The organism is Paenibacillus sp. LPE1-1-1.1 (genome assembly GCF_040676435.1).
Lineage (GTDB): Bacteria > Bacillota > Bacilli > Paenibacillales > Paenibacillaceae > Pristimantibacillus.
The window spans coordinates 1,043,140-1,058,066 of the sequence record NZ_JBEGHY010000012.1 but is presented as its reverse complement, the minus strand read 5'-3'; the positions used below and the strand labels follow the sequence as shown (position 1 = coordinate 1,058,066).

General features: G+C 42.0%; 15 protein-coding genes. 2 read left to right on the top strand and 13 right to left on the bottom strand.

Features of this window, described 5'->3' with window-relative positions; genetic code table 11:
• Positions 1–35 precede the first annotated feature (35 nt).
• Positions 36–980, top strand: coding sequence for a LysR family transcriptional regulator (locus MRBLPE1_RS15240; protein WP_364146588.1), 945 nt, complete (start codon positions 36–38; stop codon positions 978–980).
• Positions 981–1,640: 660 nt separating this feature from the next.
• Here MRBLPE1_RS15240 and MRBLPE1_RS15235 read toward each other — a convergent pair.
• The 13 genes from MRBLPE1_RS15235 to MRBLPE1_RS15175 all read right to left on the bottom strand — a co-directional run bounded on the left by MRBLPE1_RS15235 (position 1,641) and on the right by MRBLPE1_RS15175 (position 14,343).
• The gene (locus MRBLPE1_RS15235; protein ID WP_364146586.1) at positions 1,641–2,321 is read right to left on the bottom strand and encodes an MBL fold metallo-hydrolase; all 681 of its coding nucleotides are present in this window, start codon (positions 2,319–2,321) and stop codon (positions 1,641–1,643) included.
• A 160-nt stretch (positions 2,322–2,481) separates the two neighbouring features.
• A complete protein-coding gene (locus tag MRBLPE1_RS15230) occupies positions 2,482–2,655 on the bottom strand; it encodes a hypothetical protein (RefSeq protein WP_364146584.1) in 174 nt (57 codons plus the stop codon).
• A 338-nt stretch (positions 2,656–2,993) separates the two neighbouring features.
• Entirely contained in the window at positions 2,994–4,286 is a 1,293-nt protein-coding gene (locus tag MRBLPE1_RS15225; RefSeq protein WP_364146582.1) for a prolyl oligopeptidase family serine peptidase, read from the bottom strand.
• Positions 4,287–4,581: 295 nt separating this feature from the next.
• Positions 4,582–4,962, bottom strand: a complete 381-nt coding sequence (locus tag MRBLPE1_RS15220) for a hypothetical protein (RefSeq protein WP_364146581.1) — start codon at positions 4,960–4,962, stop codon at positions 4,582–4,584.
• A gap of 87 nt (positions 4,963–5,049) precedes the next feature.
• Positions 5,050–6,207 (bottom strand): Gfo/Idh/MocA family protein, encoded by a 1,158-nt coding sequence (locus MRBLPE1_RS15215; protein WP_364146579.1) that lies wholly within the window; start codon positions 6,205–6,207, stop codon positions 5,050–5,052.
• Positions 6,208–6,258: 51 nt separating this feature from the next.
• Positions 6,259–7,356, bottom strand: a complete 1,098-nt coding sequence (locus MRBLPE1_RS15210) for a Gfo/Idh/MocA family protein (RefSeq protein WP_364146577.1) — start codon at positions 7,354–7,356, stop codon at positions 6,259–6,261.
• A gap of 35 nt (positions 7,357–7,391) precedes the next feature.
• Positions 7,392–8,216 carry a carbohydrate ABC transporter permease gene (locus tag MRBLPE1_RS15205; protein ID WP_364146576.1) on the bottom strand — a complete coding sequence of 275 codons (825 nt, stop codon included), beginning with the start codon at positions 8,214–8,216 and terminating at the stop codon, positions 7,392–7,394.
• Between the two features lie 11 nt (positions 8,217–8,227).
• A complete protein-coding gene (locus MRBLPE1_RS15200; protein WP_364146574.1) occupies positions 8,228–9,094 on the bottom strand; it encodes a carbohydrate ABC transporter permease in 867 nt (288 codons plus the stop codon).
• A 69-nt stretch (positions 9,095–9,163) separates the two neighbouring features.
• Positions 9,164–10,483, bottom strand: a complete 1,320-nt coding sequence (locus tag MRBLPE1_RS15195) for an ABC transporter substrate-binding protein (protein ID WP_364146572.1) — start codon at positions 10,481–10,483, stop codon at positions 9,164–9,166.
• A gap of 454 nt (positions 10,484–10,937) precedes the next feature.
• Positions 10,938–11,960 carry a LacI family DNA-binding transcriptional regulator gene (locus MRBLPE1_RS15190; protein WP_364146570.1) on the bottom strand — a complete coding sequence of 341 codons (1,023 nt, stop codon included), beginning with the start codon at positions 11,958–11,960 and terminating at the stop codon, positions 10,938–10,940.
• Positions 11,961–12,020: 60 nt separating this feature from the next.
• Complete coding sequence (locus tag MRBLPE1_RS15185; RefSeq protein ID WP_364146569.1) at positions 12,021–12,329, bottom strand: SMEK domain-containing protein; 309 nt, start codon at positions 12,327–12,329, stop codon at positions 12,021–12,023.
• Between the two features lie 572 nt (positions 12,330–12,901).
• Complete coding sequence (locus tag MRBLPE1_RS15180; protein ID WP_364146568.1) at positions 12,902–13,411, bottom strand: tyrosine-type recombinase/integrase; 510 nt, start codon at positions 13,409–13,411, stop codon at positions 12,902–12,904.
• Positions 13,412–13,995: 584 nt separating this feature from the next.
• Positions 13,996–14,343, bottom strand: coding sequence for a helix-turn-helix domain-containing protein (locus MRBLPE1_RS15175; protein ID WP_364146566.1), 348 nt, complete (start codon positions 14,341–14,343; stop codon positions 13,996–13,998).
• 136 nt (positions 14,344–14,479) lie between these two features.
• Here MRBLPE1_RS15175 and MRBLPE1_RS15170 point away from each other — a divergent pair, with 136 nt between their 5' ends.
• Entirely contained in the window at positions 14,480–14,818 is a 339-nt protein-coding gene (locus MRBLPE1_RS15170; RefSeq protein ID WP_364146565.1) for a hypothetical protein, read from the top strand.
• The last annotated feature ends 109 nt before the right edge of the window (positions 14,819–14,927 follow it).

Below are 14,927 nucleotides of genomic sequence, written 5' to 3'. Positions count from 1 at the left end.
AATCATGTATTGTAAAACATAAAGGAGGAGAATAGATGGAAGTTAGAGTTTTGCGTTATTTTCTTGCTGTTGCAAGAGAAGGAAGCATTACGGGGGCTGCAGACACATTGCATGTTACACAGCCAACCTTGTCTAGACAATTAAAGGATCTTGAACAAGAGTTGGGAAAAAAGCTATTTATACGCAGTAGTCACAGTATCATACTCACAGATGAAGGAATGCTCTTAAGAAAGAGAGCAGAAGAAATCGTGGAAATGGTCGATAAATTAGAGGCAGAATTTAGATCCATGGAGGAAACAATAAGCGGAGATGTGTATATTGGCGGTGGAGAAACGGACGCCATGAAACAGGTTGCACGCGTTGCAAGGGACTTACAGGTACAATATCCAAAAATACGTTATCATCTCTACAGCGGGAATGAAGATGATGTTACGGAACGACTCGACAGGGGACTTCTTGACTTCGCTATATTAATTCAACCGGCTGATGTGTCAAAATACAATTATATCAATATCCCAGCCAAGGATGTTTGGGGCGTCGTTTTGAGGAAAGACAGTCCTCTTGCTTATAAAGATACCATTCAAGCCGCAGATTTAGTAAATGTTCCGCTAATCTGTTCACGACAGGCTATGAAACAGACATTTTCTAAAAATGAATTTGTGGATTGGTTTGGTGAAGCTTTTGATAAATTAAATGTCGTGGCTACATACAATCTTGCATATAATGCTGCCATTATGGTTGAAGAAGGCAATGGATATGCAATAACTCTTGATAAAATAGTTAATACGTCTGATGATAGTAACCTTTGTTTTAGACCGTTAGAGCCAAGACTTGAAACCGGCTTAAATATCGTTTGGAAAAAGCATCAGGTCTTTTCGGCAGCTGCCGAAATGTTTTTAAACGAGATTCAGGAGAAATTTAGTGGCAAAAACAGTTTTGAACAGAGGAGCTCCAGAACTAAAGAAATTGATCTTACATAAATACCATAATGAAAATGATCAGTCGGTTCAATTACAAAATAGTATCTGAAGAGAGGAATCCATCAGGAAAGTCAAGCATTTTGTGGACGTCAAGGTCATACAGTTATTGGATGACAAGAACAAATATCGTTCCTACATGTTCATTGGCGTTCAGATATAAGTCTTATCGTACGTGCAATGATTAAGGGATAACTCACCCGAGTTGTCCCTGATTTTAAGCTTGTTGCGCTCCGATTACAGAAAACGAACAGAGCCAGGGAGAATGATTGCTCGATTCGAAGGTGGGGCGAGATTGACGTTTACGTAAACGCCCTATTAATAAGGCGTGTTCTTGGTGTAACCTTAATTCCTGTGACGCATATGGGAGCGGCTGAGTTGGCCGATTCGAACCGATAATACCCAATTGAAGTAGCAGCAACAGAGCAAAACTACGATATCCGCCGCTGCAAATAACCACAGACACCACCACTCCCGATAGCAGCATTCCTGTTAGTCCCCTATATTAAATGTGTACCTTGCCTATCATTCCTGCTCCATTCGCACAACCAGCCGTTCCATGGCTTTCGCCATTTCGTCCCGGGGAAGCTTCGTACGCGAGCCGTGACCCGGTAGCACCCATTCGAACGACTCTCGGGCAAGTTTTCTCATCGATTTCGTTTGTTATGTCCACGAGTACCAACAATAATCTTTGTAGGCGCCACGCTCCCGACGGTCCCGATTCCACTCCAAATGGTCACCGGTAAACAGGAACTTAGAGCGATACAACAACACCAAATGGCCCCGAGTATGACCCGGCACCGGGATGATGCGAAACTCGTCCATCCACTCGACTGGTTCCTGTCCTCGGATGACGTGCTCTGACTCCGGCTGTGCGGACAGTTCCGCCTCGTGAATGATCCGCTTTGCCCCGAACCGTTCCGCATACAAAGCGGCATCAGCCACGTCGTCGCGGTAAGTCAGGAAGATCGTATCGATTCCGCCCAACTCCTCCATTTTGCGTACCAGCGACGGCACCCAGCGCGGTGAATCGACCAACCAGTTGCCCCGACCCGGACGATTAATGAAATAGACTGCTGCCGCCGTACGATTGGCTGAGGTGAAGCCGCAATAATAAACATTCTCCTCCATTAGAAGTGGAAAGTCAGCCGTGGTAGCCGCCAAGTCTTCCTTGCTTTCGCTAACGATTGCCGCAGTCGGACATGTGGTTAGAGCATGGCAAGCGTGCCGCCGCTCCGCTTCTGTCGAAGGTTGTTGCGTGACTGCCGAATATCCGCGTACAGCCCGAAACGTCTTCGGGGGCAGCTGTCTGCACGTATCACAGTTGATGCAAGCTGAGTTCACGTAAAAATCGCCGGTACAATGGTGTTGAGCCTGAGTTTCGCTTCCACGTTCTTCCCTCCTTTTTTAATAACGTAATGAATAAAATCAAGGTTGGCTAATAGACAGCACCAAAAGCAGCCTACCCCGTTAGGAATAAGCTGCTCATCACATCCTCCGATATTTACTTCTGCGCACATTGTACGTAAGCCTCCACGCTGCCTTTGCTCCTGTATAGGATGTCCGTGATCTCCGCGAAGGAGAAGCAATCCCCCTGTTTCTGCACATACTCGCGCTCCCGATCGGTCGAAAGGGACAACGGGTCTTCGAGGTCTGCCCGCATTGTTGCCGCTGACAAATGACTGCATCCGAACTGGATCCATGAGTTTCCCTCTCAGATAAGCAGCTCGCCGTTCAACTCCCCGTTTGTTGCCCGGTCGACGGCCGGTATGAGTCCATTCGATAGCGAAATTGACGTCCGAGTTCATGCCTATACGCCAGCGGGGCAGCCTTCTGTAATTCATGCAACGTTTGGTATAACCTGGATGGCGGGCTTTCACCTTCGCATAAAATGTAGCAGCTGCGATTGTCACCGCATTTCCCGGCTTGAATTCGTATAATTCGCGTAAGCTGCAGATGCGACTGCCTGTCGCAAACAAAATGCCCTCTCCATGAAGAGAGGGCATCTAACTCTATTTAATTCTTCAACGACTGGGTAGCCAGCCATTCCATAAGAGTTGTCTGTTTTTCGTTGATCTTTGCTTCGATGTCATTGTTATATACGTAAATCCATGACCAATGTCCGTCATATTCGAATGGCGTGCCGTCTGCCTTTTTGTACAATCCGGAGGTATCGATCACATTATCAAATAAGGACAGATGAACGTTCTTTGCTCCCGCTTTGACTAAACGCTCATAAGTCGGAACTGCGTACTCATAAGCGTTAATGAGCTTATCCGTCTTCGCCGTGATAAACCAAATCGGAAGGCTTTTTATGCTTTGAATGTTTTCATCCTTAATAAGCGTATCCTTCAAAGCCTCGCATGTCGGGAAGGCTGCCGCAAAGTACTTTGGATAATCACGAATCATAAGCATGGTCATGTACCCGCCGTTGGAATCTCCGCCGATATAAATCCGATTTGGATCGATGTCCTTGTTTTTTTTTACATAGGTTTTAATTAATTCTATAAGTGTTTTTTCATACTTTGAAGTACCGTCGCCAATTTCAGTAAAACCATCCATCCAGTAAGTTGGTGTTTGAGGCGCTAATACGTAGGCTCCTCCAAAATAGGATTGAATCTTCTTCGAAGCAAAGTTTACGGCTTTATTTCCGGCAATCGCAATCGTCGGGTCCGTGCCGCCCTCTCCCATGCCATGCAGCCAAATAATCAGAGGATTCTTTTTCTTATCTTTCGCCGGCGTATAGTCTGCATAAGTTAATGTAACGCCGTCATGGGAAGCTTTACCCGTTTTGAAGTCATCAACAAGCTCTTTTATTCCGCCTTTAAACGTATCGACAACCAATCCGGAAACTTTCCCTTCCGGTGTAACGATATCTTTTTGCTGAGTTATCGTATATTTGCTGTCAATCCAATCGTTAAGATATGTTTTCATATTGAAGTTCATGGCTGATCCTAAAGATACTGCCGGACCGATTTCCATTTCCAACATTACGAACTTTTCCTCTTTAGCGGCAGGCTTCCCGTTTTTATCCGCAACATACGCTTTGGTGACTTTTCGGTACCCTTCCTCTAATATAGGGCTCTCCATTCGGTCGTCGATTCTGACTACATGGACTTTGAACGTATCGGTTGTTATCGAGTTTACCGGAATCATCTTCCCAACTTCGATAATTACCTTTGATATTGCAGGTCCCCAATCTTCAACTTCCGTTACCGTTTGATAAGTGTTAGGACTCCGTTTTCTATTCATCGCCATTACCCCCGTGCTGAATGAAAGGACTGTACTTGCTGCTAACGCGCATAACATGGATGTTTTCGGTGCTTTGTGATGCTTCTCATAAAAAGATCAACCTGCCTCCTGCATAGTTTTTGAAAACCCTTACAGGAAGATAATAGATCAATTGTCCCTTTCGATTCACGTCATATTATAGCTTGTTTATCGTCGAAAACTGACATCTTGATTTTTGCGTCCAGCTGCAGTATAAGCATGCACTGGGCAAAGAAAAGAGCATCCGAACAATATAGGTTTGCTCTGATACACACATAAGAAAAGAAGGAAGGCAATCGCCTCCCTTTTTTCTTACCAAGTTACTTCAAGGAATTTACCACTCATTTAATTCTTTCGTGATCTGGTCCCCGCCCGACGATTTCCACTTCTTCACGAAGTCGTCGAAAGCATCGACCGAGCTTGTGCCGTAAATGATCGATGAGTAGGTATCCATCTGCATTTTGTTCAAGAAATCGTTCCGGGACACTTGTGTTTTCGTGGCAGCTCCACGGAACATATTGGGCTTGTTGATATCCGGCTGCTGCTCCTGAACCGCATTCGCTTTACCCCGCATGATCAGCAACGGATCAGTCGGGTCCGAACCAAGGCTTACAGCCAATTGAACTTTGTCGTTTCCTGTGAGCTCTTCGCCCTTTGCCAGCTTAGCGTAAGCTTCCAGCATCTTTTGAGGATAGACGATCGACGTGCCAAACATTTTCCGCCTGGCTTAGCCCGGACATGTTCCATTAGGCTAAGACTCTTTTACTCAGACATTATTCTCATAAATAGGCAGTTGTTTTTCCTATTTCACTTTTACCCATTTCCCTGTTGAATGACTCTCGAGAATCGCATCCGTGATACACATTGATAAATGCCCTTGTTCAAATGTTGCAAAATTAGCTTGATCCTTCAAAGGATCTTTCCCATCCCGGATAAAGGAATAAAAATGTAACATCATATTCTTCAAAGCGTCCGGCCAGCCTTCGTTATGGCCTCCCGGGTGATGAATAGAAGCGCGCGCTTCCGGCGAAAATAAAGATGGGTCTGCCAAAAGAACTTCATTTGCTTTATCCCGATATCCGATCCACAACTTTTCCGGTTCTTCTTGGTTCCAGTAGGCCGATTTATTGCTGCCGTTCAGCTCAAAGCTAAGTCTATTTTTCCTGCCTGCGCTTACTTGTGAAATCGTAAATACACCCTTTGCGCCATCATCAAACCGAAGCAGGACCGATGCGTAATCCTCTGTATGGATCTGGACATCTTCATAACCGGCATCCTCTTGACTTCGTCTTTCATAGGTGGCGACATGATGCTTGGCTTTTTTCCTAACCGGAATGACCGTCGACAGATCGGCAAATACCTCGACGATTTTCTTCCCTGTCACGTACTGAACCGTATCGCACCAATGGGAGCCGATGTCGGCGACTGCCCTTGATTTTCCGCCCACCTCGGGTGCCAACCGCCAGTTAAAATCCGTTTCATAAAGAAGCCAGTCCTGCAAATAGCTGCCATGAATGATATTGATCTTACCCAATTCCTCACATTGGACCATAGATGCGAGCTGCCTCAATATAGGAAATTGTCTATAATTAAAGTTCACTCCATGTACAATGCCGCTTTCCTTTGCCAATTTCAACAGTTCCGCTGATTCGCTGCTTGAAACAGCTAAAGGCTTTTCGGATAATATATGCTTCCCCGATAAGATAACATCCTTATTGATTTGAAAATGAAGATGATTCGGGGTACAATTATGCACCACTTGAACTTCAGAATCCTGGAGCATCTCGTGATAATCTCCGTAAGCTTCTGGAATCCCTAGTACTGCTGCATTCTTTTCGGCATTTGCTTTATCAGATCCAGACAATGCCACCACTTCAACAAACCCTAGTCTCCGGATTGCTTCAATATGAGTTGGGCCGATAAAACCGGTTCCGATAATGCCTACTTTAATTTTTTGCATATTGTTCTCCCCCAAAAAAGCCACCATAGTATGAATGTAAACGTTTAGATTTTAGTTTTTATTTTTTTTTTCAATAACGGCATCGATGATCATTTTGAAAACAGCCAAATCTTTTTTGTAATCTTCCGGTGTTGTTTTCGGAGTTAAGTCCTGCGTAATTACATCATACAAATTTTTAAGTTCCAAGGTATACGGATCTGTTAAGGTCGGCCGGATCACAGATTCAGTATAGTTCTCTCCAACCGTTTCATTGACATACAATTTCGTGGGAAGATGACGGATATATGGCGTATCGTATTGGACTCTGACCGACTTGTTGGTCGAATAAACTTCCACATGCGCATCGAAACGACCTTGACCGTCAATGCCGGTTTCAAAAGTTACAGAAAACTGATCATAATCAAAGATTACGCTAAGAAACGGACTGCCATTGTTTGTAAGTTTAGCTCCAACGACGCCCTTAGGCATGCCAATAGCTTCCCTCATAGCAGAGAGATCGTGACTGGACAATCCGCATAGGAGCCGGTAGAACGAAAAGTAAGGAGAACTGGCATCGATTCCTGTTGCTTCTTTAACCAATCTTTCTGCGCGGTCCTGTTTGTCTTTCTTTAACTCTTCCGGAATGTCATCAAAAAAGACGACATGGCTTGTGGGTTTAACAAAATAGCTGTTCGGTCCAATAATATCCCTTACTCTCGCATATTGAATCTTGTCGAACCCTCCGATTTCTTTCACAGCTTCTACGAAGGAGGAGGCATAACGTCTCATGTAACCGACCATCATTTTCACATTATTTCTTTTTTGTGCTTCGATGATAGCATCTGCTTCCGCTTCGGTGAGAGACATCGGCTTTTCAATCAGTACATGCTTTTTATTGTCGGCTGCCGCAATGGCGCATTCCGCATGATATTCATCGCTGTTCAAGACAAAGACAACATCCAGATCCGCTTGCTTCACCAGTCCGGAAGCGTCTGTATACAGACTATCGACTCTATATTTCTCCCCCATATATGCTACAAGCTTTGGTGAAATATCGCATAATGCCGAGATCCGGTACAACTGAGGCAACGATTCCAAAACAGGCAAATGGAGCACCTGGGCTACTTCTCCAAGACCGATAATTCCGACGTTCAGTACTTTCTGTTCCATGAATGTTCTCTCCTCTTGTAATTAATTTGTCCCTCTTACCCTTTTACGGAACCGGCAGCGGCGCCATAAGCCATGTGTTTCTGTACGAATAACAGGAAGATGAGCACGGGAAGGCTGGATAACCACGACGCGGCGGACAGGGCTCCCCATTCGGTGCCATACTGCTGCATGAACATTTGCAGGCCGACCGGTACCGTCATTAAAGCTTCATTCTTAATAAAGATATTTGCAATGATGTAATCGTTCCAAGTGAGAAGAATCGTAAAAATAGTTACGGCTGCGATTCCAGGCCCCGATATTGGAAGTACGATCCGGGAAAACGTCGTCCAGCGGTTACAGCCGTCCATCCATGCGGCCTCTTCAATCTCTTTGGGTATCGTGTCAAAAAAACCTCTAAACATCAGTATGGCAAAAGGCAAATTTATCGTAGTGTTGATGATAATAAGCGCAGCAAGCGTATCGTTCAGATGCAAAAAACGAAATGTCATAAATAGCGGCAGCATGACGATGACGAACGGAAACATTTGCAACAGCAATAGTCCAATGGAAAATGAACTGGACATGGCGGTGCGAAAACGGGAAATGGCATACCCCGCCAAAGCTCCGACCAGAATGACCAGGAATACAGTCGAAATCGTCACAATTGTACTGTTCAAAAATTGCTGCCAAAACGCGGATTTCTCGTTCACATATATATAATTGTCCAGCGTCCATTTCTCAGGAAAAAGACGGGATGACGTCACGATCTCCGAACTCGGTTTAAAGGAGTTTAAAAGCATCGTTATCACAGGTAAATTGGTGACGAAGGCTGCCACAAAAAGTACGATAAATACGACTCCGCGAGTCAAATTGCTCTTCATGTTACCCCTCCTCACTCATCTTTCTTCTGTACTCTTAATAGAATCAATGCAAGTGTCAACAATACAATCAAACTAAGGATTCCAAGTGCAGCCCCCATACCTGTGGAACTCTTGATAAAGGCATATTTGTAGCTCATGATGATCAAATTTTGCGTGGCATCCAAGGGGCCTCCTTCGGTCAACAGCCACAGGACATCAAAATCGTTAAAGCTCCAAATGCTCATTAAGATCCAGCAAACAAACGTTACGGTTTTTAACTGGGGTACAGTAATCCGGATAAACATTTGCCATTTGTTTGCCCCGTCAATGCTTCCAGCCTCATATAAGTCATGATTGATCGTTTGCAGCGTCGCAAGCAGCGAAACCATCATGAACGGAAAGCTTTTCCAAATCTTCACCATAATGACGGAAAACACGGCCCAATCTTCGTTGCTCAGGAAAAGAATCGGTTCAAATCCCAGCGATTGGATGACGGAATTCACAATACCCGTCTGGTCGCCAATGATTGTACGCCAGCCCGCCATCGATACAACCGATGATATAACCCAGGGAACCAGTAGGGCTACCCGAAATATCCCTCTGCCCGGAATATTCATATTTAAAAGTACTGCCAGAAAAAGACCCAAAAGGTAACTACCAAGTACGGAACAGATCGTGAAGATGACACCAAATTTGAATGCAGCCCAAAACTCGCTCATTTTAAAAATTTCAACGAAGTTCGCAAATCCGATGAACGATCCCGCGTTTAATAATGAACCGTCTTTTAAACTGTAGATGATCCCTGAAATGAACGGATAGATGCTGACTAATGAAATAAAGAGAATCGCCGGTAACATGAAGCGAAGTTGAACCCATTTGATCCCCTGTTGAGTATGCATAATTACCTTCCCTTCTGATAATGTTCTGGAGAATACCCATTCGGGCATTCTCCAGAACAATCAATCGTTTTACTGCTCCTTCATGATTTTCTTGAAGCTTCGTTCCATCTCTATCATGGCGTCGTCTACCGGTTTCTTGGCAATAACTTGCGCGATAATATTTTTAGATGAACCGTCTCCTTCAATCTCATTCAGTTGAGGAAATCCGCCTGCAGCCTTGCTGCCTGTCGTTTTCATGATTGGCAGGTATTTTTCCGTGATCAGCTTCAAATTCTCGTTATTTTGATAGAACGGATCTTGCGTAAAGGAAACGCGAGCCGGGAATGCGCCTGCGCGGCCTTCGGTAAACAGAGCTTTGTTGTTCTCAGACCACCATTTAAGGAAAACTTTTGTTTCCTCCGGGTGCTTGGTACCTTTATAAATCATGATGTTATTAACCCAACCCAGTGTCGCTTTATCACCGTTAGGAGAAGCAAGCGGATCCAATACTCCGATCTTATCTTGCATATCAGGGAATTGACCGGGAAGGGCTAACCCATGGAAATATACTGCCGCTCGGCCGGTTCCGAAGTCTCTCATAGCGCTGTCATCATTGAAACCAAGCATAGCCGGATTAATGGAGCCATCCTTCGCTAGGTCTGATAAGAATTGCAAAGCTTGCTTGTTTAGTTCGTTCATGACGTCGACTTTCTTATTGGAATCAAAAATGCCCCCGCCATTATTCAGCATCATGGTAAACATACCCTGAATGCCCAAATTGTCATTCCCCGGAAGTGCAAGACCATAATTCCCGTTAGTACTCAACATTTTTAGATCCGCTCTCAGCTCATCCCAGTTTGTCGGCAGCGTCGTTATACCCGCTTGTTCAAATAGATCCTTACGGTACCATGGGACGCGAATATCAACTTGCCAAGGTAGTGCAACATAATGCCCGTTATATTTAAGTGCATCTATGCTGCCAGGTACAAAGTCATCGAGTTTGCCTTCTGCGGCCAACTCTTCAATCACATCGTCGATCGGAAGAATGGCATCTTGATCGGTAAATTGAAACGCTTGGTAGCCTGCACCGGTACTGATGTCCGGTTGAGTACCGGAAGCGATGGCACTCGCGAACGTTTGATACCAGTTACTCCACGGCGTAGATTGATATTTGACTTGAATATTAGGGTGTTCTTCGTTAAACTGTTCAACCAATTTTAGTGCCGTTTCTTGGTAAGTAGCGGGGCCCCAAACCATATCCCAGAAATTGATATTTACAACTTCGGAATTCTCATCCCCTGCTTTTACAGGTGTAACTTCATCTTTGGGAGCATTTCCATTCGAAGCGCAAGCGACAAGCGATACACTTAGCGAAGCAAGCAAAATGACGGTCAAAATTTTTTTTACCATTCGATTCACCCCTTAGTAATTTTGAAGCGCAGACGAAAACGAAACTTGCCCAAACTAATCTACTTGCTATTCCGAATTACCGTGTATATTTTCCCTACTCACCCCCTTTAATACTGACTCAGTAAAGAAATGAATGTAAACGTTTAGATTAAGTTACGCCTAAAATTCCTTGATAGGAACAAGATCATCTACCTTCTGCGAACGCTTACAAAAACTCTACTCAATAAGTAAATTTTTACTCAGGCAACCGTCTCCTGCATATTTCGGCAAAACTCGACGAAAGATCAGTCAACAAGAAGCACAACCTTGTTAAGACTCCACAATATCCTATCCATAATATAAACGTTTACATTTATCATTTTAAAAATAAACCTTATCAGAACACTTCATATGGTACAGAAAATGTAAACGTTTATATTTCATGTTTAAAGAGTAGCGCGTTATGATTACCCTGTCAAGTTTTTTTTTGTGAGCCACAGCTTTCACGAACAATTAACTTCATTGGAAGGGTGATTTTCTTTTGTGTGAAGCTTTTATCCGGATTATCAATTTGCTCCAACAATAATTCTAAAGCTGCATCAACAATTTCTTCAAGAGGCTGTTTTACAGTAGTTAAGGCTGGACGATACAAACGAGCCATACTGATATCATCAAAGCCAACTACTGCCTTGTCCTTTGGTACATCAATTCCATGTTCCTCGAATGCTTTGATGGTACCGATGGCTATTAAATCATTCGAGCAAAAAATAGCAGAAAAGTCGTTTTCTTCTGAAATCAGCTGTCTTGCGCATTCATAGCCATATTCACTGAAGTAATGAACAAAATTATTTCTGCCGCTAACAATAATCTTTTCATCGACAGCAATATTGTTAAGCATTAGTGCGTTTCTATAGCCCAGTTCTCGTTCCAGTCCGGTTGATGCCGACCCGATATAAGCAATTTTTGTATGCCCCAATTGGATCAAATGTTCTACTGCGTCCATTGAACTTCTTAAATTATCCCCACAGACAGTTGGGATATTGGGAATAAGCGGATAAAGTGATATAAGAGGTATTCCTTGGTCCTTAAACACCCCAAGATAATTTTCTGCATCACTTTTATAAATCGCACCAATGATTAAACCATCCACTCTACGCTCAAGAAAAGTGTTCAGAGCTAAGAATTCGCTCCCCTGCTCACTGTTGCTTGTGCCTATAATCAAAGTATAACCCTTTTCCAAAAGCACACTTTGGACTATTTCTGCCATTGTACCCCAGTACTCGTTAGAGAGCTGGGGAACGATCATTCCAATTGTTTTGGTTTTCTTATGGATCATTGTTCTAGCTGCCTGGTCAGGCATAAAGTTCAATTTTTCAATGGCTCTTAGGATCTTCTCCCTCGTTTCTTTCTTTACCTTATCTTTATCATTGATTACACGTGATACCGTAGCAATAGATACATTGGCTTCCTTGGCTACATCTTTGATTGTATAAGTCATCTTTGCACCACCCTAAAGTCGAAACGTTTACATTAATATTTCCACAAAGAATGATCTATGTCAACAAGATTTTTTCTTTGAATAGATTTTCTTTTTTAATGAGCCTTCAATCTTCTGCTTTGTACACGTGGAAGAAACCTGTGCAATAATTTTTCCATTGATATCTACTAAATCTATACCTTCGACATTTTGCTTAAGCACATTTAGATTCACTAAGTTAAAATTAAAAAGCAGATTAAGTAAATCAGCAAAAAAGGTTTCGGAATAAATATTTAAATCCAAAATATTAAGTCGTCCTCTTTTTTCAATTCGAAATGCCAAGACTTGCAATTTTTCTTCTATGTAATTGAAATATTCACTTCGATTCATAAAGTATGCCTCTTCTCATCTAAAAATAAGAATATTCATCAATCGGGGATTTAGGCACTTCTAAATCCGAAACAATCCTAAAATTCTAGGATTCTACAGACAATTTGAAATTTCGACAACACATGGTAATATCCTTTTCTCTTGTCATATCGAGATCGTTCTTTTTCTTTGACCCTATCAGTAGCTAGTAAGATCATTATAGCTTTATTATCGAAGTTTTGGGGTGATATACGTATATAAAATTCCTCAAATCCCTATGTATGTACAAACACGTACAAATTAGTCCCACACAACCGTCAGAGAACTCATTCCTCCAACGATTATGTACCGCTATTCCTGGTCGGAGAAGAGATGTAAGTACTAGGTTAATTGGTGTCACGGAGGCTTTCTACGTGTCTACTTTTTCAGGGCAAGGTCAGACTTTCGTTGAACAGAATGTACTGACATTCATTTGGGATACCTCCATTTATTGAACGCAAAAAAACCGCAGACTCTGCCCTTTAAAGGCAATGTCTGCGGACACTTAAGAATCATCCGCCTTTAAACATCCAATTGACTCATGTTTAACATTTCTATCTTTGATCCGTTCTTATACATAAATAGTAATTTGTACCTAGTACAGGTTGGCTAAACGGCTTCAAAAGGGGGATCTCTTTGGACATTCGCTCAAACATAAGCTCTTTCTTAAATAAACCTCTTAGAATGAGATGAGGAAGACCCACACTTACCGATAAACGATTTATGGCATTCCTCAACCATGAAGCACTCAGTTGAGAACCGGATCGAGTTTGCAAGACAAAACCCACTTCATCATTGGCAATGTTTTTGAGGTTTATTAATTCCTGTCTTACCTCAATCGGAAGCGCTATACACTTAGTAGAGCGTGGAGAGCGAACCCAAATAGTCGCATTTTCAAAGTTCACATCACACCATCGTATTGCAATGATTTCGGACGAACGCATCCCAATCAGTCTCAATAATATTGCTAAGAATAATTTTTCGTCAGTTTTTTTGGCCTGTAACAGCGCAACTCTTATTTCTCTAGATGTAATGAACTCTTTTTTTTCATTAAGTCTATTCATAATAGAGACACCTCCAAATATTATATAATACAAGTTTTCCACTTGACTAAAGAAATATACAGAATCTATAGAAATTGCAATCAAGACTTACTTTAAGTCTCATGACTTATTTATTGTTATTAAGCACTCGTCAAGTTGGTTGCTGCTCCTCCTGCAACCACTTTTCAAGAGTTTCTTACTGAAACAATATCCTACTCCTGATTCTGATAAGTGGTATTTTCGACTCGCGTACAAATACATAAACTGAATTCGTTGACACTCTTAGCAGATGGGATACTTCTTTAACTAAAAAACAATCCTCACTTTAATTCCCCCATCATTAATAAATTCAATATGGAGATTCATCTGATAATCCTTTTATCAGAAGAGTCTCCTTTTATTCAGTTCAAAATAACCCATTCACATTAATTGTTTACAATTTGCTCCTTTCTTTTCGCCTAGGAAAACCTTTTCATTTAATAGTTCATTTTTGATACTTCAGCATTTCCTGCAAATAGACTTATACAGAAGTATTATTTCTGAATGTCGCGATGACAAAACTAAAATAAAAAAACTCTGCCAGTTTAATGCTGCTGCAGAGTTTCTTATTTTTGTTCTAAAATTTCTGTGATAAATAGATGAACCTTCTTTAATTCACTTGTTTTCAACTTATTAATTAATATTTGAACATTTCGGAGCAACTCATCGCTATTCTTTATGGAATAACGTTTATAATCACGCTCAGTCATTACTAGCTCATGCACTGGCACTTCGAGTGCATCAGCAATGATTTGAAGATTAGTAAGGGTGATATTCTTTTCAGCTCTCTCAACCCCACCAATATATGAAAAATGAAAACCAGCCCTTTCCCCTAGTTCCTCTTGCGAAAAATTCCTGAGTTTTCTGTTTTGCCTCACTCTCTGTCCGACCACTTCCAACAACCATTTCTCCATCAGCAACACCTCTAGGTTAGTGTAACCAATGCCATAAGGTTGTTACATGGACAAATGAATATCATATTAAGGGTATTTGATACTTATAAGTATTATTATGAAGAAAATGATGCATACTGTATTTGAGGTGATACTTATGCAACTTAAGGAAAATTTTCAATTGTGTTTTGCTACAGTTACTGGTCAAGGATTACTTTTTAAAAATAAAATTTTCACAAATAAAACAATGGTGAAATATGGATGGTTTGAAAAGGCTGGTAAGAACGGCAGCTGGGAAATCCCTGTGCTATATTGCCCTATCGATAGCGTTCATATCTATCTCTTTGACATCGAAACCTGCGAAGTAGCTACTGCCATCACACCAATTGTGACATATCCGGCACCGTTAATACACGCATATCACGATGCCATAAGTAACTTAAAAATACATTTAAAGCACAATAAATCTACAAACAAAAGACATCCTACATATTAGGATGTCTTTTGTTTGTAGTAAATAATTTTCATTTGATGGGATATATGGGGTATCAAATCAAATCAACGATCACTATCTCTAAATTGTAAAACATTTGCGTCCTAATCAC

What these genes read in the sequence shown, in the direction of transcription:
- MRBLPE1_RS15240 (WP_364146588.1), top strand. Translation starts at nt 36, where the DNA reads ATGGAAGTTAGAGTTTTGCGTTATTTTCTTGCTGTTGCAAGAGAAGGA.
- MRBLPE1_RS15225 (WP_364146582.1), bottom strand. Translation starts at nt 4,286, where the DNA reads ATGTTATGCGCGTTAGCAGCAAGTACAGTCCTTTCATTCAGCACGGGG.
- MRBLPE1_RS15220 (WP_364146581.1), bottom strand. Translation starts at nt 4,962, where the DNA reads ATGTTTGGCACGTCGATCGTCTATCCTCAAAAGATGCTGGAAGCTTAC.
- MRBLPE1_RS15215 (WP_364146579.1), bottom strand. Translation starts at nt 6,207, where the DNA reads ATGCAAAAAATTAAAGTAGGCATTATCGGAACCGGTTTTATCGGCCCA.
- MRBLPE1_RS15210 (WP_364146577.1), bottom strand. Translation starts at nt 7,356, where the DNA reads ATGGAACAGAAAGTACTGAACGTCGGAATTATCGGTCTTGGAGAAGTA.
- MRBLPE1_RS15205 (WP_364146576.1), bottom strand. Translation starts at nt 8,216, where the DNA reads ATGAAGAGCAATTTGACTCGCGGAGTCGTATTTATCGTACTTTTTGTG.
- MRBLPE1_RS15200 (WP_364146574.1), bottom strand. Translation starts at nt 9,094, where the DNA reads ATGCATACTCAACAGGGGATCAAATGGGTTCAACTTCGCTTCATGTTA.
- MRBLPE1_RS15195 (WP_364146572.1), bottom strand. Translation starts at nt 10,483, where the DNA reads ATGGTAAAAAAAATTTTGACCGTCATTTTGCTTGCTTCGCTAAGTGTA.
- MRBLPE1_RS15190 (WP_364146570.1), bottom strand. Translation starts at nt 11,960, where the DNA reads ATGACTTATACAATCAAAGATGTAGCCAAGGAAGCCAATGTATCTATT.
- MRBLPE1_RS15185 (WP_364146569.1), bottom strand. Translation starts at nt 12,329, where the DNA reads ATGAATCGAAGTGAATATTTCAATTACATAGAAGAAAAATTGCAAGTC.
- MRBLPE1_RS15180 (WP_364146568.1), bottom strand. Translation starts at nt 13,411, where the DNA reads ATGAATAGACTTAATGAAAAAAAAGAGTTCATTACATCTAGAGAAATA.
- MRBLPE1_RS15175 (WP_364146566.1), bottom strand. Translation starts at nt 14,343, where the DNA reads ATGGAGAAATGGTTGTTGGAAGTGGTCGGACAGAGAGTGAGGCAAAAC.
- MRBLPE1_RS15170 (WP_364146565.1), top strand. Translation starts at nt 14,480, where the DNA reads ATGCAACTTAAGGAAAATTTTCAATTGTGTTTTGCTACAGTTACTGGT.